The organism is Nocardiopsis exhalans (genome assembly GCF_024134545.1).
Lineage (GTDB): Bacteria > Actinomycetota > Actinomycetes > Streptosporangiales > Streptosporangiaceae > Nocardiopsis > Nocardiopsis exhalans.
In genome coordinates, this window is sequence record NZ_CP099837.1 from 538,501 (window position 1) to 559,596 (window position 21,096).

The following is a 21,096-nucleotide window of genomic DNA, read 5'->3' on the forward strand; positions in this document are numbered from 1 at the left end:
GGGTAGACCGGTGGAATGGACCCCAGACGCATCGCCTACGACCGACACGGCAGCGGCCGCCCCGTGGTGCTCCTGCACGGGCTGGGTGACCGCAGACAGTGCTGGCGGGCCGTGTCGCCCCGGCTGGCCGACGACTACGAGGTCGTCAGCGTGGACCTGCCGGGGTTCGGGGCGTCCCCGGCCCCGGAGCGGGACGAACCCTACGACGTGCACAGCCTCGTGCGGGTCATCCGGGAGTTCTGCGAGCTGCACGGCCTGGAGAACCCGTACCTGGCGGGCAACTCCCTGGGCGGCTCCATCGCCCTGGAACTCGGGGTCCAGGGGGTCGCGGGCTCGGTGACGGTGTTCTCCCCGGCCGGGTTCTCGGACAATCTCGCCCGCTGGGGCATGCGCACGGTGGGCCTGATGGCCAACCTCGCCACCCGCATCCCGATGCCGGTCAAGGAACGGCTCGCCGACACCCCGCCCGCGCGGGCCGCGGCCCGGCTCGCCCTGCGCGGCGACCCCTCCTCGCCGGAGGCCAAGGCGACCCGGTTCGGTGTGCGAGGGCTCGAACCGGGCGCGCCCTATGTGCGGATGGTGCCCAGGATCGCCGACTACGACTTCACCCCGCGGCCGATCCCCTGCCCGGTCACCATCGCCTGGGGCGACCGGGACCGGACGCTGCTGCCCTCCAGCGCCGAGCACGCGCACCAGCGGGTGCCCAACGCGCGCATGGTGTCCCTGCTCGGGTCCGGGCACATCCCGATGGCGGACGACCCCCGCACCGTCGCCGAGCACATCCGCTGGACCTGCCGCGCCGCGGACCGGGGGGCCAGGACGGCTCCGAGGGGGTGAGCGCCGCACCGGGCCGCGCTCACCCCCTCGGGATCACGCCCCGCCGGCTTCGGCCCGGTCCGGCTCGATCGTGACCGAGTCCAGGTAGCACCAGCCCCAGCTCTCACCGGGTTCCGCGGACGTCACGACCGGGTGCCCGGCGTCCTCGGCGTGGACGCGCGCGTGCCTGCCGGGGGAGGCGTCGCAGCAGCCCACGAAACCGCAGCCGGCGCACAACCGCAGGTGGACCCAGTCCCGCCTGCCCTGCCGCAGGCATTCGGTGCAGCCGGGGCTCTTCGGCAGCACGGGCTGGAGGTTCTCCGTGTGCGCACAGGAGGAGCCGGGGGCCGGGGCGAAGAGGGACATCACGGTGGGGTCGGGGTGGTGTTCTCCGGTGCGGCCGATGCCGAGCAGGTCCAGGACCGCGCGCCCCAGCGGCTCGGTGACCGCGCGCTGGGTGTCCACCACCCGGGCGGCGTGCGCCTCGTACAGGCCGGGGACGTCCGGGGAGTCCACCGGCCGCACCACGATCGGGACTCCTGGTGCGACCCCGTTCAGGATGTGGGCGGTGTGGGTGGCCTCCTCCGCCGTGTTCTCGGAGATCACGATCAGCCTCACCCGTGCCATGTCGATCTCGTGGAGGACGCTCGCCTTCGTGGCCTCCCCCCGGACGACCGTGTGCCCCTCCGCCTCGGCCTAGGCGGCCAGGTCCGGGTTGAGCGTCGTCACCGTCACCGGGACGCCGTTCGACCGCAGGTAGGCGGAGAGGTTGCGGGCCACCGGGCCCCAACCGGAGACCAGGACGCGGTCCCGTGTGTCGCTGTGCTCCCTCGCGTCGACGTGCCCCCGGCCGTCCCCGTCTGCGGAGGGGCCGGCCGTTGTCCCATCCGCTTGGTGATGTGCTCGCCGAGGGCGCCGAGGGCGGGCGTGGCGGTCATGAGGACCACGGTGACGGCCACGAGGAGCTGGTCCCCGTCGGCGCCCAGTCCGGCCGGGCTGAGCCCGTACTCGGCTCCCACCTGCTGGAGGACGAAGGAGAACTCGCCGATCTGGGCCAGGAGGAAGGCCGCTCCCATCGCCGTCGGCGCGCCGACCCGGAGAACGGAGACCGCCGTGTAGGCGGTGGCCACCTTGATGACCACGACGGCGATCGCGGTCAGCAGGACCATCCACCACAGCTGGGCCAACACGGCGATGTCGAGCATCATGCCGATGGACACGAAGAAGACCGCGCTGAAGATCATCTGGAGCGGCATGATCTCGCTCAGCGCGTGGGCGCTGTGCCGGGACTCGCTCAGCACCATGCCGGCGAGGAAGGCCCCCAGCGCGTCGCTCACCCCGGCCAGAGAGGTCAGGTAGGCCACGCCCAGGGCGATGGCGACGATGGACAGCAGGAAGATCTCGGGGGAGCACAGACGTGCCACCCGCTCCAGCAGCGGGGGCATCACCTTACGGGCGACGACGATCACGGCGGTCAGGACCAGCGCCGCGGTCCCCAGGGCCTGGACGATGTCCCACACGCCCTCGCTCTGGCCGCCCAGGATAGGGATCAACAGGACCATCACGATGATGGCGAGGTCCTGGAGGATGAGGGTGCCCACCGAGGCCTGGCCGACCGGCTGTTGCGTGATCCCCTTCGCCGCGACCACCTTGAGCACGATCGCTGTGGAGGAGAGCGCGACGAGGAACCCGGTGAAGACACCGACCCGCCAGTCGACCCCGAACAGCACGCAGAGCACCGTCACGACAGCGGTGGTCAGCAGCACCTGGACCGTTCCGCCACCGAGCACGAACTTCTTGATCCTGGCGAGGCGTGCGATGGAGAACTCCACGCCGATGGTGAACAGGAGCAGCATGACCCCGATCTCGGCCGCGGCCTCCACCTGGCTCTCGTCCGCGACCACCCCCAGCTGGTGCGGGCCGATGAGGACGCCGGCCAGGAGGAAGCCCACGATGGGCACGACCTTCAACCGGACGAAGAGAGCCCCGATGAGTCCTGCCGCGACGAGCAGGGCCACGATGGGGCCTAGGTATACGGGGGTCTCCCCCGCGGCGAGCATCATTGGTCTGTCTCCTGGATGTTCCCGGTGGTGTGGTGTGGGTGCGCCGCGGCGCCCGTGTGGCAGGCAGGACACAGGGGTGTTGTCGCGCTGACCTGGTCAGACCAAACCATTGGTGGGGAACCGTGGCAACTGGTCAAGATATATCGTCATGAATGTCACGTGTGGTCCCGGGGCTGTTGGAGCCCTGGCGCGGGTGGCTCCCCGGCCTTTCCCGGGAGGAGGGCCGCGGGATACGGTTACGCGCGCAACGACTCCCGAGGAGGCACTGGTTTGACCGCATCGACACATCCGCTCCCCGGCGGCCCCGCCTGGCTGAGGGCCGAGGAGCGGCGCCTGGTCGGTTTCGCCGCGGGGGCCGCGGTCCCCGACGGTTTCGGCTGGCTGGACGCCAAGGGCGGCGTGGAACCCGACCGCCCCACCGAGACCTGGATCACCGCACGCATGACGCACGTGTTCTCCCTGGCACACCTGCGCGGCGACCCGGGCGCGGCGGAGCTGGCCGACCACGGCCTGGCCGCGCTGTCCGGGCCGCTGTACGACGTTGAGCTGGGGGGGTGGTTCGACGAGGCGCCTGAGGGCGGGGACGCGGCCGCAATTCGGGAGCGCTCCCAAATGGGGGGCGGCAAAGCTCTGCCGCACAAGTCCGCCTACCCGCACTCGTTCGTGGTCCTGGCCGCGTCGTCGGCCGTCCTCGCCGCCCGGCCCGGCGCGCGTGAGCTGCTCGACCGTGCCCTGACCGTGTTCGACGAACGCTTCTGGGAGGAGGAAGCGGCCTGCGTCCGGGAGAGCTGGGACGCCGACTGGACCGTCACCGAGCCCTACCGCGGCGCCAACAGCGCCATGCACTGGGTGGAGGCGCTCCTGGCCGCGACCGACGCCACCGGTGACCTCCGCTGGACGCGGCGGGCCCTGGCCATCGCCGAACGCCTGGTGCACGGGGTGGCCGCCGCGCACGACTGGCGCCTGCCCGAGCACTTCACCCCGGACTGGCAGCCGATCCCGGACTACAACCGGGACCAGCCCGACCACCCCTTCCGGCCCTTCGGCAGCACCACTGGCCACCTGCTGGAGTGGGCCCGCCTGCTCCTGCACCTCGAACTCGCCTTGGAGCGCGTGGGCGAGGCCGCCCCCGCCTGGCTGCGCACCGACGCCGAACAGCTCTTCGCCAACGCCGTCCGGCGCGGCTGGGAGGTGGACGGCGCGGAGGGGTTCGCCTACACCCTGGACTGGCAGGACAAGCCGGTGGTACGCCAGCGCATGCACTGGGTGGTCGCCGAGGCCACCATGGCGGCGTGGACGTTGGCCCGGCGCACCGGCGACCCGGCCTACACCGAGCACTACGACCGCTGGTGGTCCTACGCCGACCGCTTCCACGTGGACCGCGAGCACGGTAGCTGGCGGCACGAACTCGACCCCGCGAACCAGCCCTCGGGCTCGGTGTGGGCGGGCAAACCGGATGTCTACCACGCCTACCAGGCCACACTCCTGCCCCAGGTGGGTTTCGCAGCCTCGATCGCGGCGGCCCTGCCCGCCGCCGACAACGACGGAGGTGTCGCGTGAGCGACCAGGTTCCCGCACGGCTCGTGGTGGTCGGGGAGAACGTCATGGACCTACTGCCCACCCGGCACGGCCCTGACGTCCTGCGTGCGGCCCCCGGCGGCGGCCCGGCCAACACGGCGGTGGCCGCCGCCCGGCTGGGACTGCCCACTCGGCTGCTGGCACGCATCGGCTCCGACGGGTTCGGTGAGCTGATTCGCGCCCGCCTGCTGGCCGAAGGGCTGGACCCCTCCGGCCTGATCGCCGCCGAGGAGCCGTCCGCGCTGGCCCTGGCAACCCTGGACGAGAACGGGGCGGCGCGGTACGACTTCCGCATGGACGACGCGGCGGACTGGCGGTGGCAGCCAGGCGAGCTCCCGGAGAGCTTCGAGCCCGGGGTCAGGGCGGTGCACGCCGCCTCGATCGCGCTGTTCCGGGAACCGGGGGCCTCCCTCGTCGAGGCCCTGCTGGGGCGCGAGCACGGCCGGGGCCAGGTGACGGTCACCCTCGACCCGAACATCCGCCCGGACGTGATCGGCGACCCGGCCGCGGCGCGGGCCCTGGCCCTGCGCCACGCCGCCCAGGCCCACGTGGTCAAGGCCAGCGACGAGGACCTCGCCTTCCTCTACCCGGGGCGCGGCCCGGAAGACGCCGCCCGGGCCCTGGCGGCGCTGGGCCCGGCCCTGGTCGTGGTCACCCTGGGGGCGAGGGGCGCCTTCGCCCTCTCCCACGGGGTGTCGGCCTCGGTCCCCGCCCCGGAGACGGAGACGGAGGTCGTGGACACGGTGGGCGCGGGGGACTCCTTCATGGGAGCCCTCCTCCGCCGCCTGGACCTGGACGGCCGCCTGGGCTCCGAGCCCCGGAACCGCCTGGCGGGACTCACCGAGCAGGACCTGACTGCCCTGCTGTCCTTCGCCGCCACCGCCGCGGCCCACACCGTCACCCGGGAGGGCGCCGACCCGCCCACGGCGCGGGAGCTGCGGCTGGACCCGTCCGGTGAGGCGGGCCCGCACCCCGGGTGAGGGAGCGGGGCGCCGCGGGTGCGACGGGCCGCGAACCGGCCCGCGGCACCCGCGGCACCCGCGGCACCCGCGGCCCCGGTGGGCACGGAACCCCTGGACGAGAAGCAGGAGGACCATTTCTCACTTCTTGTTTATATGGATTCGTTATAAAAAGGCGAAAGTCCACTTCGAGGGCGATCCGCAGGTTCCATGGCGCGCTTGTGGTCGCCTTTAGTGTTTATCCCGTCGCCTTTTGTGCACCTTTTTGTGCTACTGTGGTGCGCCGTTGGCAGGTCATTGATAGCTGCTTTGTCGGGCTGGCCTCCGTCAGTCTGCTGTCTGTCGTTCAGTGAAGAGGGTTTTGCTAGTGGCTGAAGTGGGGGGACTCATTACCGCCGGAGTCGGTATTGTTTTTGTCTCCGGTTTCATGCACTACGTCAAGAGTGCCACGGAAAATCGATCCCTTGATCGGAACTCGGCTGTCGGGATCAGGACAAGGGTCACCACGGCTTCTGACCCGGCTTGGTGGGCGGGTCACCGGGCTGCGGGGCCGTGGCTGCTTTCCGGTTCTTTCACTGGATATTTCATCTCCTTTCTCTCACTGGCGTCGGCAGGGTATGGAATGACTTCCGGCGGTGTGGGCGATGCTTTCATGCTCATTCCAGGCATTGGTTTCCTGGTGTTGCTGGTGATTCTCGTCGTGGCCACCATTATTGCCAACAAGCACGGAACCAAGGCTGAGGCCAACGGTTGTAAGAAGTGAAGTTGAAAAGGGAGGCGTACGTTTCTGTCGCTGTCTGTGCGGAGAAGTTCTGTTGGTCCGGACCGAACCCGTTCCCTGGTCGTTCAGGGACTCCTATGACGGATGGCGTCTCGACAGCCAGGCCGTCCTGATCGAGGCTGAGTGCCGATGAACGGGAAACTGACCTACCTCCACCGGGCGATGCTCGCTTTCAACCCGGAGTCCAGGGTCCTGGGTTTCGGCCGGACCCTCATCGCCCTGGCTCAGGCGAGCGTGTTCGTCTTCACGCCGGCTTCACACCTGTTCGTTCCCGTCGGCGGGGACGAGGCCGTGGTGGAGTGCGACGGACTCGTGCGGTCGGCCTCGGCCTACTGCCTGGCCAGCGGCTGGGGCCGACAGGTCGTCAGCTGGGTGCTACTGAGTGTGCCGATCATCGCGGCACTCACGTCGTGGGGCGCCGTCATCGGGGAGACGGCGATGGCGATTCTCCTCCTCACACACGGGCGGGGACCTGTCGTCGCGGTGTGTCTCAGCGTCCCGCTCCACGCGCTCATCATCGTTCAGTTGGGAATCGTCAGCTTCGGGTTCATCATGATCGGTGTCGTGCTGTGTGCTGCGGCGAGAAGCCTCTCGCCCGCGGTCCGCGGCAGGTGGGAGCGTGGGGAGAAAAGACCGGAAACCGCTGTCGCCGCGGTCGCGTAGCGGGTTCGGTTCGTGCTCCTCTTCCCCGGGGACCCGACGAGGTAGGTGCTGACAGGATGCGTGACGCTGACGCCGTGGTGGTCGGAAGCGGACCGAACGGGCTGGCGGCCGCGGTGACGATGGCCAGGTCGGGACTGCGCGTCGCGGTCTACGAGCGCGACGACGTGGTCGGCGGCGGGCTGCGCACGCTCGCCCTGCTGGACTCCGGCATCCGGCACGACATCTGTTCGGCGGTCCACCCGCTGGCGGCTTCCTCGCGTTTCCTACGGGAGTTCGACTTGGCCGCCCGGGGCGTACGGATGCTCCGCCCCGAGGTCTCCTACGCCCACCCCCTTCCCGGAGGCGAGGCGGCTCTCGCATACGCCGACCTGGACACGACATGTGCGGAGCTGGGCGAGGACGGCCCTCGTTGGCGGCGCCTGATGGAACCCCTGGTCGGCCGCGGTCACAGGATGACGGATCTGTTCCTGTCCGATCAGCGGTCTCTCCCCGACCCGGTCGACGCGGCTCTCGCGGCCTCACGAATCCTCTCCCACGGGTGGAGGCGCGGTCCCTTCGCCACGGAGCGGGCCAGGGCCTTGTTCGCAGGTGTGGCCGGGCACGTGACGGGCCCGCTGCCCTCGTTGCGGGGGGCGGCGGTCGCCCTTCTCCTGGGGCATCTGGCGCATGCCCCGGGAGGCTGGCCGCTGCCCCGGGGCGGCAGCGCGGAGATAGCCGACGCCCTGGTCGCCGATCTCCGCGCACACGGTGGTGTCGTCTACACGGGTGCGGACGTCAAGGACCTGCGTGACCTTCCCCCGGCCCGGTCGATGCTGCTGGACGTCTCCCCCCGAGGTTTCCTGTCCCTCGCGGGTGAGCTGTTGCCCGCCCGTTACCGTGCCGCTCTGCGGCGTTTCCGCTACGGCCCCGGAGCGGCCAAGGCCGACTTCCTTGTCTGCGAGCCCATCCCCTGGGCGGCCCCGGAGGTGGGAAGGGCGGGCACGGTTCACCTGGGTGGTACCCAGGAGCAGATGTTCCGGGCGGAGACCGAGACCGCGCGCGGGCGCGGCTCGGGGGAGCCGTTCGTGCTCCTGGTGGACCCGGCTGTCACCGACCCCGGACGGGGCGCGCCGGGGCGGCGTCCGGTGTGGGCCTACGCCCACGTGCCGAACGGTGACACGCGCGATCCGGTGGACCTGGTCCGGAGCCGTGTGGAGGAGTACGCGCCGGGTTTCGGTGACACGGTCATCGCGGCCCGGGGGATGTCCGCCGCCCGCCTGGAGGAGTACAACCCGAACTACGTCGGGGGTGATATCGCGTCGGGGGCGATGACGGTACGGCAGACCCTGATGCGGCCCACCCCGCGGGTCGATCCGTATCGCACGCCGCTGCGGGGGGTCTATCTCTGTTCCGCCTCGACCCCTCCCGGGCCGGGGGTGCACGGTATGTCCGGCTACCTGGCAGCGCTGTCGGCGCTGTCGCGGGAGCACGGGATCCGGACACCCCCTGGCCTGTCACCCGGCTCGTCCCCACCGTCACCGAGCGGTTGTTAGCCCTTCACGGGTCTGGGTGAGGACGTGGTCCACCACGTCGGTCATCCGTTCCCGTTTCGCGTAGGCGGCGCGTTGGCGGTAGGCGCCCGAGCCCGAGGTCAGGACGCGGTCGAGGAGGGAGGTCACCAGGTCCGTGTCGCCGGTGACGGCCAGACCGGGTAACGCCGCGCGCCGAACCCGCTCCATCGCGGCGCTCGCAGTCAGCGCCTCGCCGGTCAGGGGGTCGGGGACGACGCCCTCCAGACCCTCGCGGGCGGCCCGCCAGACGGCGGCGCGCAGAGTGGGGGCGCTGATGGCCGGGGCCGGGGCGCCGGCGCGTACGTCGGTCAGGGCACGGGTGGCGAGCCCCCGGGCGAGGGTGGCGAAGAGCAGTGCCTCCTCGGCGGTGGCAGCCACGTCCCCGACCCGGATTTCCAGGGTGGGCAGGTGGTCGGAGAGGCGGATGTCCCAATAGACCATGTGCCGGTCCAGGATCGCCCCGGTCGAGGCCAGGCCCCGGACGGCGCGTTCGTGTTCGATGAGGGTGCGCAGCAGGGGCGGCGGTCCGGAGGAGGGCAGGCGGTTCCAGGTGACCGTGCGCCAGCTGGCGTGGCCGGTGTCGCGGCCGGACTGGAAGGGGGAGTTCGCGGAGAGGGCGACGAGGAAGGGCAGCCACCGGCGCAGGTGGTCGCTGACGGCCACGGCGGTGGGGCGGTCGGGTATGCCGACGTGCACATGGCAGCCGCAGACCACGTGGGAGTCGCGCAGGGCGCCGAAGTGGGCGGCGATGGCGGCGTAGCGGCGGCCCTCGCTGAGGGAGGCGGCGGCGGGGTCGCCGAGGATCACGGTGCCGGTGGCTGCCACGGCCAGTCCGGCGTCGGCGGCGGCCCGGTGGAGTTCGCCGCGGGCGGTCACCAGGAAGGAGCGGGCGTCCTCGGCGGTGGTACACACGGGGCTGTTGGCCTCCACCTGGGCCCCGGTGAACTCACCGCACAGGTGGGCGCCGAGGCCCCGGGTGCGGGCCAGGACGTCGGGTGCTCTGGAGAGGATGCGGCGGGTGCGGGGATCGACGACGAAGAACTCCTCCTCTACACCGAACGTGAGGGGTCGGTTCGCGGTGCCGACGGGAACGGGTCGGTCGTCCGCTGTCAGGGAGCGGTTCTCCATGCGGGTCCTCCGGCTGTCCGATCCAGTGTGTCCCGCACTGGATATCCCGGCCGGGGAGGTCGCCGACAGTGTCCTGGAGAGGACAAAAAACTATCCAGAGAGTTCTATGGGTGATTTGTCTTGTTCGCGGGTGAGGTGTTGCCCGCACGTTACGTCTTGATAACCAGGCCGGACGCGTGCCGGGGCGGTCGGGGGTGCCGCCGCCGTCCCGGCGGGGTGATGGGTGTCACTTTTCTCAGGGCGCGGAAACGCAGGTGGGCAACGGGTTCCACTCCCGGAACGCCTCTCCCGGCAGACCCTCCGAAAGCCGTCCGAGCCCCCTCGCACGGGTACCGTGTGTGACTCCGTGCGGGTATCGGTGAAACGACCAGTGTGCCCACACAGACCTGCCGGAACAGGGTGTCGCTGTGCGAATGTGAGCAACGTGACAGAACGGTACACGGAGCCCCTGAGCGTACGCCTCCGGGGCCGGGACGCTGAGCAGCGGATCCTCGCCGAGGCCTTGGGCGACGCGAGGTCCGGGCGAGGCGCGTCCGTGCTCCTCACGGGCGGCCCCGGCCGAGGAAAGACCACCCTTCTCGAACACACCCGTAACACCGCAGGTGGATTCACCGTCCTGCACATGGCCGGGGTCACCGACGAGGCCGACTTCCCCCTCTCCGGACTCCAGCGCCTCCTCCGGCCGGTGGAACCTGTCCTGGACCGGCTTCCCGAACCCCGGCGCGAGCTGCTGTGCGCGGCCCTCACCCGGGGCGGCGTCGCCGAGACCGACCGCTTCGCGTTCTACACCTCTCTTCTCGACTTCCTCTCCGAAGTCAGCGCCGAGCAGCCCCTCCTGCTGTGCGTGGACGACGCCGACCTCCTCGACGATGCCTCCCTCGCCGCCCTGGCCTTCGCCGCCCGCCGCCTCACCGGAACCCGGGTCGTCGCGGTGTTCGCCGCGGGGGAGGGCCCCGGATCCGCTCTGGTTCCGGGGGTTGCCGAGCAGGTCCTCGCCCCGTTGGAGGACCGCGCGATCCACGACATCCTCACCGACCGCGCCCCCGCCCACCTGTCCTCCTCGGTCCGCGCCGCCCTGGTCCGCGCAGCCCACGGCAACCCGGCCGCCGTCCTCGGCTTTCTCGCGGCCCTGACCACGGAGCAGGTCCAGGGCGACCAGGCCCTTCCTGAACCCCTGCCCCTGGCCGGGCGTCTGCGGGCGGCCCAGCTCGCCCCTTACCAGGAGCTTCCCGAGCGGACCCGGCAGATCCTGCTGCTCGGTGCGCTGGCTGCCGAGCCCCGCGTCCACCTGCTGCTCGACGCCGCCGACGGCCCGCACCTGTCCGTGACGGAACTGGAACCCGCCGAGGAGCGCGGCCTGGTGCGCGTGGACGGCGACACCCTGGTCTTCGTTGATCCCCTGCTGCGTGAGGCTGTCGCCCAGGGCACCCCCGCCGGGCGTCTGCGCGAGGCCCACCGGGCCCTGGCCGCGGTGACCGACCGCGAGTACGCCCCGGTCGAGTTCGCCCGGCACACCGCCTGCGGGGCCGACGTCCCCGACGCCGACCTCGCCGATCAGGTCGCGGCCGCGGCCAGGCGGGCCAAGCGCCTGGAGGGCCCGATGCCGGCCTCGTTCACCAACGAGCGCGCCGCCGCCCTCACCCCCGACCCCGACGAACGCACCTGCCGCCTGGCCACCGCCTCCTTCGAGTCCTACCTCGCCGGGGACTCCGCGCGCGCCGCCCGCCTGCTGAGCCAGGCCCGGCCGCTCGCGGTGTCGGACCGGCGCCGGGCCATCGTCGACCTCATCGAGGCCGAGTTCGACATGCGCGACTCCAACGCGATCGACGCCGCCGAACGCCTGTACGCGGTGGGCAGCGACCTCGTCCCGCACGACCGCGACCTGGCCCTGCGCGCGCTGGTCCGCTCTGCCGACAGTGCTTCCTACGCCGGTGACCCGGTCCGCCACGCCAAGGCCGCCGAACTCGCCGTGCCCCTGGTCCGCCCGGACGACCCGGCCCCGATGCGGCTGGCCGCCGCCTACCTGGAGGGGTGCACGATCTCCTTCCGGGGCGACTACGCGAACTCCACCCCGCTGCTGCGCGAGGCAGTCCGGCTCTCGCATGAGATGACCGCGCCCTCGGAGATGGTGTGGGCGGGCATCTCCGGCCTGCGCCTGGGTGACGCACCCTTCGTCCGCAACGTCACCTCCCGCGCGGTGGAGGCGGCCCGTTCCCGAGGTGAGCACGCGTTCGTCCCCTCGGCCCTGGCCTTCCTGGTCTTCTCCGAGTTCTGGAGCGGTCGCTTCCCGTCCGCGGCCGGGACCGCCCTGGCCGGACTGCGCACCTCCCGCGAATCCGGGCAGTCCATCTGGGCGACCCAGCACCTGGCCTCGCGCGCGATGATCGCCGCCATCCAGGGCGACGTCGACACCTGTCGGATCCGGGCGCGGGCGGTCACCGCCCAGGCCGGGGAGAACAGCCTCGGCCTGCCCTCGGCGCTGGCCGCCTGGGCCCTGGCCGTCCTGGACCTGTCCCGGGGCAACGCCGCGGAGGCGTTCTTCCGGCTGCGCTCCCTGGTACACGCCGGACCCGGGCACGGGCACCCCACCATGCGCCTGCTCACCGCGCCGCACTTCGTGGAGGCGGCCGTCCGTACCGGTGAGACCGAATGGGCGCGCACCTCCCAGGCCGGCTACCGGCGCTGGGCCGAGGCCGTGGAGAGCCCGAGCGCGCTGGCCCTGGCCGCGCGCGGGGACGGCCTGCTCGCCGCGGGCGAGGAGGCGGCCGACCACTTCGAGATCGCGCTGGCCCAGCACCGGGCCTGCGGGGACGACGACGTCGAACAGGCACGCACCCAGTTGCTCTTCGGCGCCCACCTGCGCAGGGACCGCCTACCCGGCCGGGCCCGCGAGCACCTGTACAACGCGCTGGAGACCTTCGAGCGCTTCGGCGCCCGGTTGTGGGTCCGACAGACCCGCGCCGAACTGCGCGCCATCGGGACCGCCGACCGCGGTCCCGAGACCCCCTCCACCGGCGAGCTGACCGCCCAACAGCAGCAGATCGCCCGGCTGGTGGCGGAGGGCGCGACCAACCGCGAGGTGGCCGCGCACATGTTCATCAGCCCGCGCACCGTGGAGCACCATCTGCGGGGCATCTTCCGCAAGCTCAACATCAGGTCCCGGGTGGACCTGGCACGCCTACTCAACTGAAACGTCCATCCCCCCGGGGGGGATGCCGCGACGAGGCGGACTTCCCCCATCAGCAGCGCCATATTCACCTGGTCATACCAACTGGTCGGTACGGGTTCTCTGGTCGCTACCGCGAGAAAGGCAGTCATGACAACGACCGCACCGGAACATCTCCTGAGAGCGGACGGGGTGACCGTGCGCTTCGGAGGGCTCACCGCGCTCGACGACGTCGGACTCCAGGTCGAGCCGGGCTCCGTCGTCGGCCTCATCGGTCCCAACGGAGCGGGCAAGACCACCCTCTTCAACGTCCTGTCCGGGGTGCTGCGCCCCACGAAGGGAGAGATCTCCTGGAAGGGCGCGCCGCCACCCGGCAAGCGCACCCACCACCTGGCCAAGGCCGGGATCGCCCGTACCTTCCAGGGCCTCAACCTCTTCCCGATGATGCCGGTCATCTGGAACGTCATGGTCGGTGCCGACCGCACCGCCAAAGGCGGAGCGTTCTCGCTGATCAGCGGGTTCGGGCGGCACCACCGCGACGAGCAGGAGCTCAAGGAGCGGGCCATGGCCACCCTGATGCGCTTCGGCATCGCCGAGTACGCCCTCCGACTGCCCGGCACCCTGCCCTACGGCGTGCAGAAACAGGTCGCCCTCGCCCGCGCCTGCGTCAGCGAACCGGAACTCCTCCTCCTGGACGAACCCGCCAGCGGGCTCTCCGGCCAGCAGATGGACACGCTCGCCGACCAGATCCGCGGCTTCAGCCAGCACATGGCGGTCGTCCTGGTCGAACACCACATGGACCTGGTCATGAAGGTCTGCGACCACATCGTGGTCCTCAACTTCGGCAAGGTCATCGCCTCCGGGACCCCCGAGGAGATCCAGGCCGACCCCGCCGTCACCCAGGCCTACCTGGGCACACCCGCCGACGAAGGTCCCTCGGACGGCAGCCCCGCCGTCGTCGACCCCTCGCTCGGCAACGGCAACGGCAACGGGAACGGAGCCCTCCGATGAACAACCCGGCCGCCACGAGCACCGGCGCCAACGGGAACGGCGGGCCTCTGACCGCCGAGTCCCTCCTCAGCGTCCAGGGCCTCAGCGCCTCCTACGGAGCCGTCCGAGCCCTCGACGGCGTCAGCCTGGACATCCCCGAACGCGGGCTGTGCGCCGTCCTGGGCGCCAACGGCGCGGGCAAGACCACCCTGCTGCGCACCCTCACCGGACTGCACCGCGCCTCCGCGGGCAAGGTCCTGTTCGCGGGCGAGGACATCACCCGCCTGCCCACCGAGAAGGTCATCACCCGAGGCCTGGCGCACGTCCCCGAGGGCGGCGGCGTGATCGTCGAACTCACCGTGGAGGAGAACCTGCGCCTGGGCGCCCTGTGGCGCTCCGACCGGCGCGACCGCACCACGTTCGACGAGGTCATGGACTTGTTCCCGCCCCTGGTGGAACGCCGGAACAAGACCGCCAGCACCCTTTCGGGCGGTGAGCGCCAGATGCTCGCCATCGGCCGCGCGCTCATGGCCCGGCCCAAGGCGCTGCTCCTCGACGAACCCTCACTGGGCCTCGCGCCCCTGGTCACCAAGCAGATCTTCACCCTGCTCCGCGACCTGCGCGACCGCACCGGGCTCACCGTCGTCCTCGTCGAGCAGAACGCCGCCGGGGCCCTGTCCGTCACTGACCACGGCTACGTCCTCAACCAGGGGAGTGTCGCCGCGGAGGGCCCCTCCGACGGACTCCTGGCCGACGACCGCACGCGCCACGCCTACCTCGGCTTCTGAGGGAGACCCCATGAACTACTTCATCACCCTGACCCTCAACGGGCTGGCGTCCGGGGCGGCCTACGCGGCGCTGGCGCTGTCCCTGGTCATCATCTACCAGGCCACCCGGCTGGTGAACTTCGCCCAGCCCGCCCTCGCGCTGCTGTCGGTCTACACCGCCTACACGGTCACCCAGCTCACCGGCTCCTACTGGATCGGATTCGCCGCCGCCCTCACCGCCGGTCTGCTGGTCGGCGCCTTCGTGGAACGCGTGATCGTCCGGCCCATCGCCCGCACCTCCCAGCTCAACGCCATCATCGTCACCCTCGGCATCCTGCTGGTGGTCCAGGGCGGGGTCGGCATGATCTGGGGCAACGAGCAGCACGGCTTCCGGTACGCGTTCAGCTACGTGGGCCGCTTCGCGCCCTCTGACGTGTTCGCACTGGCCTCCGTGGGCGTGGTCGCCCTCCTGCTGTTCGCCCTGTACCGGTTCACCCCGCTCGGCCTGCGGATGCGCGCCGCCGCCTTCCGCCCCGAGGCCGCTCGCCTCAGCGGTGTGAAGGTCGGCCTGATGCTCACCGCGGGCTGGGGCATCGCCTCCCTCATCGGCGCGCTGGCGGGCATGCTCGCCGGTCCGCCGTTCATCTCCCCGAACGTCTTCGATGTCGTGTTCGTCTTCGGGATCACCGCGGCGGTCGTCGGCGGCCTGGACAACCCCTTCGGGGCCGTCATCGGTGGCCTGCTCATCGGACTCGGCATGTCCTACGTGTCCGGGTACGTCGGCCCCGAACTGGCGACCCTGGCCGCCCTGGCCATCGTCGTCATCGTCCTGAGCGTGCGCCCCGACGGCATCCTGTCCCGACCGACCGCGCGAAAGGTGTAGCCAGACATGACCTCGCCCACCACCGAGCGCGAAGAGCGCTCGACCAGCTCCGGCTCCGGAACGGTTCCGCCCGGGCTGCCCCGCACCTCCCGGTGGGGCTCGCTGCCGCTGCCCGCCCGGCACCTGCTGCTGGCCGCGCTCGGGCTGGCCGCCGTCACCGGTCTGCTGTTCGCCACCGGGGATCTCACCGCCCTACGCGTCGCCGCCGTCGGCTACACCATGCTCGCCATCGCGGGACTGCAACTGCTGGTCGGCGGCTCCGGCCAGGTCTCCCTGGGCCACGGCGCGTTCATGATGATCGGCGCCTACACGATGGCGCTGCTCGTCCTGCACCAACCGATGCTGCCGCTGGCCGCCAACCTCCTCCTCATCGTCGCGGTCTCGATCGCGGCGGGCGTCGTGGTCGGCGCCGCCACCGCGCGCCTGCACGGCCCCTACCTGGCCGGTGCCACACTCATCCTCGCGGTCGGCCTGCCCGGGCTCGCGCACCGCTACCACGACGTCTTCGGCGGCAGCAACGGACTGAACATCCGCACCGCCGGGGCCCCGCCCTTCCTCGACGGCATCATCTCCACCAGCGAGTGGCGGGCCCTGGTCGTGTGGACCACGGTGGTCATCGGTCTGGCCGCGCTCGCCACGATCTCCGCCGGACGGCTGGGCCGCCGCATGCGCGCCATCCGCGACGACGAGACCGCCGCCGCCATGGCCGGCATCCCCGTCGGCAAGACCAAGGTGGTCGCCTTCGTGATCGCCTCCACCGCGGGCGGCCTGGCCGGCGGCCTCCAGGCGTACGTGCTCGGCACCGTCACCCCCAGCAGTTTCACCCTGGTGCTCTCGCTGACCCTGCTCGCCGCCCTGGTCCTCGGCGGCATCGGCAGCCTGTGGGGTGCCCTGTGGGCCTCGATCGCCATCGTCTACCTGGAGATCTGGGCCAGGGACCTGGCCCGGGCCATGGACCTGACCCGCAACGCCGAGAACAACCTGCCGGTCGTGTTCTTCGGCATCGTCCTCATCCTCGTTCTGCGCTTTTGGCCCCTCGGGGTCCACGGCGCGCTCCAAAGCCTCAGAGCCCGGCTCCGAGCCCGCAACAGCAACTCCTCTTAATCCCCCCTTGACGAAGGAGAAAACCATGCGAAAGCGAAGTGGAACCCGAGCCGCCCTGGCTTCGGCCCTTGCCCTGGCCATGCTGGCCACCGCCTGCTCCGGAGCGGGCGAGGTGGGCGAGAGCGCCGACGTCGACCTGGACGTCGCTCCCGGTGTCACCGACGACGCCGTCGTCATCGGCTCCCACCAGCCCCTCACCGGCCCCGCAGCGCCCGGATACCTGGCCGTCTCCCAGGGCGCGGCGGCCGTGTTCGAGTACGTCAACGCCCAGGGCGGCGTGAACGGCAGGCAGATCGACTACCGCGTCGAGGACGACAAGTACGACCCCTCCGAGACCATCGACGTCACGCGTCAGCTGGTCATCGAGGACGAGATCTTCGCGATGGTCGGCGGTCTGGGCACCCCCACGCACAGTGGTGTGCTCGACTACCTCAACGAGGAGGGCGTCCCGGACATCTTCCCGTCCTCCGGCGCCCTGGCCTGGAACAACACCGAGGAGCACCCGCTCACCTACGGCTGGCAGACCGACTACACCAAGGAAGCCAAGATCCAGGGCGAGTACATCGCCGAGAACTTCCCCGGCCAGGACGTCGGTTACCTCTACCAGAACGACGACATCGGCGTGGACTCCCAGGCCGGGCTCGACCAGTACCTCGGCGACGAGGTCGTCGCCCGGCAGCACTACGAGTCCGAGGTCCCCGACCTCAGCTCGCAGATGGCCGAGATGGAGAACTCCGGGGCCGAGGTGATCGTCTGCTCCTGCATCCCCGCCTTCGTCGCGCTCGCCATGCTCGAGGCCGCCGGAATGGGCTACGAGCCGCAGTGGGTGGTCTCCAGCATCGGCGGTGACACCGCCACGCTCCAGGCGCTGCTCTCGACGTTCACCGAGGGCACCGACGCCGAGGACGTGCCGGCCGACGCCTTCCTGGCCGACACGATCATCACCAGCTACATGCCGCGCGTGGAGGACGAGGACGACGACTGGGCGCAGTTCTTCCTGGCCGTCTACGACGAGTACGGCGACGGTGGGCCTCCCACCAACACGCACGTGTTCGGCATGACCCAGGCCGTCATGTTCGCCCAGGTGCTCAAGTCCGCGGGCGAGGACCTCACCCGCCAGTCGCTGATCGACGCCCTGGAGACGCAGGAGTGGCAGGGCCCCGGTTACACGCCCTTCGCCTCCAGCGACGGTGACCACGGTGGTCACGAGGGTGTCTACGTCGTCCAGTACCAGTCGGGCGGCGACATCGAGATGGTCCAGGAGGCCCGGGTGACCGACCGCGAGGGCGGCCCCATCGAGGAGGTCGACTTCGAGCGGCTCTCCCCGGAGGACCTGCCCTTCCACGACTAACGGGCAGGATCAGACAGGCGGCCCGGGGGACCCCCTCCGGGCCGCCGTCCTGTGCGCGGACCGCGTCCTGACCGCCTCCTGACCCGTCCGCTTCGAGCGCCCCTCTGCCCGGTCCGCCCTGCTCCTCACCGAGGCTCCCTGCGGCAGGGCTCCTCGCCCGCAGCCAGCCGGAACCGGGTTCTCCCGCGTGACCCGAGGTCGACCACGGTGCCGCCCCAACGATGAGCGTGCCCCGCCGAGCAGGGACGGGGACGAGGCCGGGCTGGCTCCCGTGCGTCGCTCGACCGGCGGAGCAGCGTCCTCGGGGCGCATCGGAGGAGTCCGTACGGACTCTGGGCCGCGGCCGTGCTCTCAATGGCCGAGCCTGACCGGTGCGACCCTGCGGCTCCGAGCTCCGAGCTCCGGCGCCAAGTCCGGGGCAGCGGCGTTTCCTGCCGACCCGGCCTCCCGTCTCCACCGGAACGGGGAGGCGACCGGCGAAGGGCGGGTCACCGGGGCCCTCAGGCCCGGGCAGCGCACGAAGGGCGGTGGCCCGGAGGGAAGTTCCCTCCGGGCCACCGCCCTTGTCAGTGTCAGACGGTTCAGCTGCCGTGCGGGCAGGTGTCCCGGTAGTCGGAGAAGTCCGTGCCGATGCCGGTGCGGGGCGGCGGGCAGAGGAACTGGTCGTAACGGACGTCGTCGTCCACGAACCGCTTCAGCCAGGAGATGCTGTACTTCGCGATGGTCGTGTTGGAGACGTTCGGCGCGAAGTGGCTCGCACCGCGCAGCTCCAGGTAAGCGGCGTCCAGGGAGCTGTCAAGGCTCTCGTACATCGGGATGGAGTGCGAGCGGACCGACGCGGTGACGTCGTTCTGGGCGCCGATGATCAGAGTGGGGGTCTGCACGCTCCCCCACCTCTTCTGGGTGTGCCAGGGCGTCAGCGGGATCGCCGCGCGCAGTTCCGGCCGGTCGTCGGCCACCGCGAGGGTGCCGCCGCCGCCCATGGAGTGGCCCATGACCGCCAGGCGGTCGCCGTCCACCATGTCCCTGACGGCACTGCGGTCGACCAGGTAGTCCAGCGCGCTGTCCAGCTGTCGGCCGCGGCTGTTGGGCTGGTCGTACCGCGTGATGGTGTCGATCGTGAACACCACGAAGCCCTGGGAGGCGATGCGGTGTCCGTACCAGGACATGGAGGACGAGCTCGCGGTGTAACCGGGCGCGATCACCACGCCGCCGTAGGTGCCCTCGCTGGTGTCGGTGGGGTGGTAGATGGTGCCGCCGCCGAACCCGCTCACCAGGGACGAGACGCGGGTCGTGTCGGTGTCCAGGTGGCCGCGCAGCGCGGTGACGCTCCGCTCCGTCGGGTCGGGGCCCCGCTCGTGGGGGTTGGCGGCCTGGGCGGGCGCCATAACGGCGCCGGCGCCGAACAGGGAGAGACCGACGACGAGTGCGGACTTCGCGGCGATCGCGGTCAGCCAGGAGCGTTTCCTCGGGGCCTTCGCCGGAGTGGGGGAAGGGGGATTCAATGTTCGCACGTGTTTTCCTTTTCTCGTGCAGCGGGAGTCCACGGAATTGACGGGGTCCGTGGGCCGGGCCCCATAAAGGGCGATTCCCGGAAATCAGGTTTCTCGGGCTGCCTTATGGGGGCGTGGATCCGACTATGAAGTCGATCTCGTGAACGTGCATCCGTTGAACCACCAGTAGTGGCGGCTTCCCTGTTCACAAACCCGAAAAACCCACGTCATACTTCAGCTTCCGAGGCCGCGCCACCAGTTGAGCAGCCTCCCGAGCAGGTCCTCCGGCGGCTGCTCCTCCTCGGCCACCGGCGGGACCTGCTCCATCTGCTGGGTGCACACGGCGGGCGGTTCGCTGGGCCGGCCGGGCTGGAAGGCGACCGGAAGTTCCCGGACCCCGTGCAGGAACGGGGAGGCCAGCGGGCGCAGCTCCCGCGGGTCGACCGCGAGCCGCAGCCCGCCGAGCCGTTCCTGGAGCACGGTCACACCGGTCGAGGCCACCAGACGGCCCATCGCGCGGGCCGGACAGCTGTGCGGCCCGGCGCCGAACGCCAGATGGGCGCGACTGCCGCTGGCCAGACCGGTGTCCGGGTCCGGCCTGCCGACCTGCACGGCCGGGTCGCGGTGCGCCCCCTCCACCCCGAGGTAGATGGCGTCGCCCCTGCGTATCCGCGCCTTGCCGATCCGCACGTCCTGGAGCGCGATCCGTCCGGCCAGCAGCTGCAGGGGGCTGTCGTTCCACATGACGTGGTCCAGCAGGTCGTGCGTGGACAGGCGCGCGTCGGTGTGGGCGGAGCGGATGCGGTCGTCGGTGAGCAGTGTTCGCATGGTGTTGCCGATGAGGTGGGCGGTCATCATGTGGCTGGCGCTGACGATGAGAGACGCCTCGTAGGCGACCTCGAGCGGGGTGAGCTTCGAGGGGTGCGACATCATCTGGCTGACCAGGTCGTCCCCGGGGTTGTCCGCCTTGCGGGAGACCAGACCGGCGAAGTACTGCCGCATGCCGTTGATCGCCTCGTCCGTGCGCTGGGCGTCCTCGTGGAAGATGAGGGCGGTGAGGCCGTTCAGCATGTGGCCGTAGCTGTCGGGCAGCCCGAAGAGCCGGTTCACCACCAGGGCGGGGAGCTGGCCGGCGTAGTCGCCGATGAGGTCGGCGCTGCCCCGGGTCACGAACGAGTCCACCAGCTCGTCGGCGATCCGGCGCACGGTGCGGGCCATGCCGTTCATGTCGATCCGGGCCAGGCCGTCCATGATCGGCGCGCGCAGCCGGGCGTGCTCGGCGCCGTCCGCGTAGAGGGCGTTGGGCAGCCAGGTCATCATCGGGACGGTGCGGTCGAGGTCGACCCGGCCCTCGACGGCCTCGCGCCACTTGCGGGTGTCCCGGGCGAACAGGTGCGGTTGCTGGAGGAGGGTGAGGGTCTCCCGGTAGTCGAGCAGCAGCCAGGCACGCACCCCGGGCTCCAGTTCCACCGGAACGAGGGGCCCGTGCCGCTCGCGCAGCCGTTTCCAGAGCTCGGTGCGCCCCTCGGGCGGGGTGGGCTCGTACAGCCGGATCCTGCCAGCGGGGGAGCCGTGGGCGGTCGGGGGACTCTGTGTGGGCGGGGAGACCTGTGTGGCCGGAGAAACCTGTGTGGCGGGGGCGGCCGTGACCGGGCAGCCCCAAGAGCCGGTCGGGTCGTGCGGGGCGGGGTCGCGGACCGGGGCGGAAGCGGGTCGCTCGCCGCCGTTCTCGGCATGGTGCGAAGTCGTCGTCATCTCGGGGGTGCGGACACCCGGAGAAAGGTTCGCGGGGCCGCTTCCCTCC

General features: G+C 71.2%; 17 protein-coding genes. 12 read left to right on the forward strand and 5 right to left on the reverse strand.

Annotation, left to right across the window (positions count from 1 at the left end):
* Positions 1-15 precede the first annotated feature (15 nt).
* Positions 16-837, forward strand: coding sequence for an alpha/beta fold hydrolase (locus NE857_RS02370; protein ID WP_254419582.1), 822 nt, complete (start codon positions 16-18; stop codon positions 835-837).
* A gap of 33 nt (positions 838-870) precedes the next feature.
* Here NE857_RS02370 and NE857_RS02375 read toward each other — a convergent pair whose 3' ends face one another.
* Positions 871-1,449, reverse strand: coding sequence for a UBP-type zinc finger domain-containing protein (locus tag NE857_RS02375; RefSeq protein WP_254421842.1), 579 nt, complete (start codon positions 1,447-1,449; stop codon positions 871-873).
* A 98-nt stretch (positions 1,450-1,547) separates the two neighbouring features.
* Complete coding sequence (locus NE857_RS02380; protein WP_254419583.1) at positions 1,548-2,879, reverse strand: cation:proton antiporter; 1,332 nt, start codon at positions 2,877-2,879, stop codon at positions 1,548-1,550.
* 270 nt (positions 2,880-3,149) lie between these two features.
* Between NE857_RS02380 and NE857_RS02385 the strand changes: the two genes are divergently transcribed.
* The 5 genes from NE857_RS02385 to NE857_RS02405 all read left to right on the forward strand — a co-directional run bounded on the left by NE857_RS02385 (position 3,150) and on the right by NE857_RS02405 (position 8,392).
* Positions 3,150-4,439: an AGE family epimerase/isomerase gene (locus NE857_RS02385; RefSeq protein ID WP_254419584.1), complete on the forward strand. Its 1,290-nt coding sequence runs from the start codon at positions 3,150-3,152 to the stop codon at positions 4,437-4,439.
* Positions 4,436-5,437 carry a carbohydrate kinase family protein gene (locus tag NE857_RS02390; protein ID WP_254419585.1) on the forward strand — a complete coding sequence of 334 codons (1,002 nt, stop codon included), beginning with the start codon at positions 4,436-4,438 and terminating at the stop codon, positions 5,435-5,437. The genes NE857_RS02385 and NE857_RS02390 overlap by 4 nt, the downstream gene beginning before the upstream one ends.
* A 346-nt stretch (positions 5,438-5,783) precedes the next feature.
* Complete coding sequence (locus NE857_RS02395; protein ID WP_254419586.1) at positions 5,784-6,179, forward strand: SdpI family protein; 396 nt, start codon at positions 5,784-5,786, stop codon at positions 6,177-6,179.
* 147 nt (positions 6,180-6,326) lie between these two features.
* Entirely contained in the window at positions 6,327-6,860 is a 534-nt protein-coding gene (locus NE857_RS02400; protein WP_254419587.1) for an HTTM domain-containing protein, read from the forward strand.
* A 56-nt stretch (positions 6,861-6,916) separates the two neighbouring features.
* A complete protein-coding gene (locus NE857_RS02405) occupies positions 6,917-8,392 on the forward strand; it encodes a phytoene desaturase family protein (protein WP_254419588.1) in 1,476 nt (491 codons plus the stop codon).
* On the opposite strand, the gene NE857_RS02410 is transcribed toward NE857_RS02405, so the two are convergent.
* Entirely contained in the window at positions 8,375-9,538 is a 1,164-nt protein-coding gene (locus NE857_RS02410) for a carboxylate-amine ligase (RefSeq protein WP_254419589.1), read from the reverse strand. The genes NE857_RS02405 and NE857_RS02410 overlap by 18 nt on opposite strands.
* Before the next feature lie 424 nt (positions 9,539-9,962).
* Here NE857_RS02410 and NE857_RS02415 point away from each other — a divergent pair, with 424 nt between their 5' ends.
* The 6 genes from NE857_RS02415 to NE857_RS02440 all read left to right on the forward strand — a co-directional run bounded on the left by NE857_RS02415 (position 9,963) and on the right by NE857_RS02440 (position 17,799).
* Positions 9,963-12,728, forward strand: coding sequence for an AAA family ATPase (locus NE857_RS02415; protein WP_425572089.1), 2,766 nt, complete (start codon positions 9,963-9,965; stop codon positions 12,726-12,728).
* Positions 12,729-12,854: 126 nt separating this feature from the next.
* Positions 12,855-13,715, forward strand: a complete 861-nt coding sequence (locus NE857_RS02420) for an ABC transporter ATP-binding protein (RefSeq protein WP_254419591.1) — start codon at positions 12,855-12,857, stop codon at positions 13,713-13,715.
* A gap of 47 nt (positions 13,716-13,762) precedes the next feature.
* The gene (locus tag NE857_RS02425) at positions 13,763-14,482 is read left to right on the forward strand and encodes an ABC transporter ATP-binding protein (RefSeq protein ID WP_254421843.1); all 720 of its coding nucleotides are present in this window, start codon (positions 13,763-13,765) and stop codon (positions 14,480-14,482) included.
* 10 nt (positions 14,483-14,492) lie between these two features.
* A complete protein-coding gene (locus NE857_RS02430) occupies positions 14,493-15,344 on the forward strand; it encodes a branched-chain amino acid ABC transporter permease (RefSeq protein ID WP_254419592.1) in 852 nt (283 codons plus the stop codon).
* A 6-nt stretch (positions 15,345-15,350) separates the two neighbouring features.
* Positions 15,351-16,448 (forward strand): branched-chain amino acid ABC transporter permease, encoded by a 1,098-nt coding sequence (locus NE857_RS02435; protein ID WP_254419593.1) that lies wholly within the window; start codon positions 15,351-15,353, stop codon positions 16,446-16,448.
* Between the two features lie 25 nt (positions 16,449-16,473).
* Complete coding sequence (locus NE857_RS02440; RefSeq protein ID WP_254419594.1) at positions 16,474-17,799, forward strand: ABC transporter substrate-binding protein; 1,326 nt, start codon at positions 16,474-16,476, stop codon at positions 17,797-17,799.
* Between the two features lie 581 nt (positions 17,800-18,380).
* On the opposite strand, the gene NE857_RS02445 is transcribed toward NE857_RS02440, so the two are convergent.
* Positions 18,381-19,313 (reverse strand): dienelactone hydrolase family protein, encoded by a 933-nt coding sequence (locus tag NE857_RS02445; RefSeq protein WP_425572091.1) that lies wholly within the window; start codon positions 19,311-19,313, stop codon positions 18,381-18,383.
* Between the two features lie 213 nt (positions 19,314-19,526).
* A complete protein-coding gene (locus tag NE857_RS02450; RefSeq protein WP_254419595.1) occupies positions 19,527-21,047 on the reverse strand; it encodes a cytochrome P450 in 1,521 nt (506 codons plus the stop codon).
* Positions 21,048-21,096 lie beyond the last annotated feature (49 nt).

Excerpts from the sequence above, each read along its gene's own strand:
- NE857_RS02370 (WP_254419582.1), top strand. The coding sequence starts at position 16 with ATGGACCCCAGACGCATCGCCTACGACCGACACGGCAGCGGCCGCCCC.
- NE857_RS02380 (WP_254419583.1), bottom strand. The coding sequence starts at position 2,879 with ATGATGCTCGCCGCGGGGGAGACCCCCGTATACCTAGGCCCCATCGTG.
- NE857_RS02400 (WP_254419587.1), top strand. The coding sequence starts at position 6,327 with ATGAACGGGAAACTGACCTACCTCCACCGGGCGATGCTCGCTTTCAAC.
- NE857_RS02405 (WP_254419588.1), top strand. The coding sequence starts at position 6,917 with ATGCGTGACGCTGACGCCGTGGTGGTCGGAAGCGGACCGAACGGGCTG.
- NE857_RS02410 (WP_254419589.1), bottom strand. The coding sequence starts at position 9,538 with ATGGAGAACCGCTCCCTGACAGCGGACGACCGACCCGTTCCCGTCGGC.
- NE857_RS02420 (WP_254419591.1), top strand. The coding sequence starts at position 12,855 with ATGACAACGACCGCACCGGAACATCTCCTGAGAGCGGACGGGGTGACC.
- NE857_RS02430 (WP_254419592.1), top strand. The coding sequence starts at position 14,493 with ATGAACTACTTCATCACCCTGACCCTCAACGGGCTGGCGTCCGGGGCG.
- NE857_RS02435 (WP_254419593.1), top strand. The coding sequence starts at position 15,351 with ATGACCTCGCCCACCACCGAGCGCGAAGAGCGCTCGACCAGCTCCGGC.
- NE857_RS02440 (WP_254419594.1), top strand. The coding sequence starts at position 16,474 with ATGCGAAAGCGAAGTGGAACCCGAGCCGCCCTGGCTTCGGCCCTTGCC.
- NE857_RS02450 (WP_254419595.1), bottom strand. The coding sequence starts at position 21,047 with ATGACGACGACTTCGCACCATGCCGAGAACGGCGGCGAGCGACCCGCT.